Below are 592 nucleotides of genomic sequence, written 5' to 3'. Positions count from 1 at the left end.
AGGCGGCGGCTGCGGTGACGGTGGCGTACAGGCGGAGACTGTGCCGGGTGAGGCGCCGGCGGCGGGTGGTACGCATGGCGGATCCCTCTCGGTCGTGGTGGGTACGCGGGGGCGCAGTCGGGGCGTAGGGCACCGGTGGCACCCCGGCAGGCAATTCGTGCCGGGGGCGTGCAAGGGGAATGGCGGCCGGTGGGTGAGTGACCGCAGTGGCGGGAGAAGGAATTGCTGGGCGCGGATAAAGCCTCTCGCCGACTGGCCAGACCGTAGATTCGCGCGATTCCGGGTGTCAACGGAATGGACGAGAGGGCGGGGAAGATGGCGGAACGCATCGGATTCCGCGGGTGAGAACACTCGCCGTGGCGAGTGTTTTGCACCGGCCGGCTGCCGACGGTGCCGGTGTCCGCAGGGCAACGTCGGCCCTCGTCCGGCTCCGGCGGACGACGATCCGTCATGTCGCCCGTCGTTCGCAGTCGTCGGACGGCGCCAGGGAGGACGCCCTACGGGGCTCCGGGGGCAATCCGCCGGGCGACGGGTTGCGGACGGGTGTCCGGGAATGTCTCGGGGAAGGCGGCGTTGACACATCGTCGGGCGC

Origin of the sequence: Peterkaempfera griseoplana, from assembly GCF_001418575.1 — a bacterium.
GTDB classification, from domain to species: domain Bacteria; phylum Actinomycetota; class Actinomycetes; order Streptomycetales; family Streptomycetaceae; genus Peterkaempfera; species Peterkaempfera griseoplana.
This window is presented reverse-complemented; position numbering follows the sequence as displayed.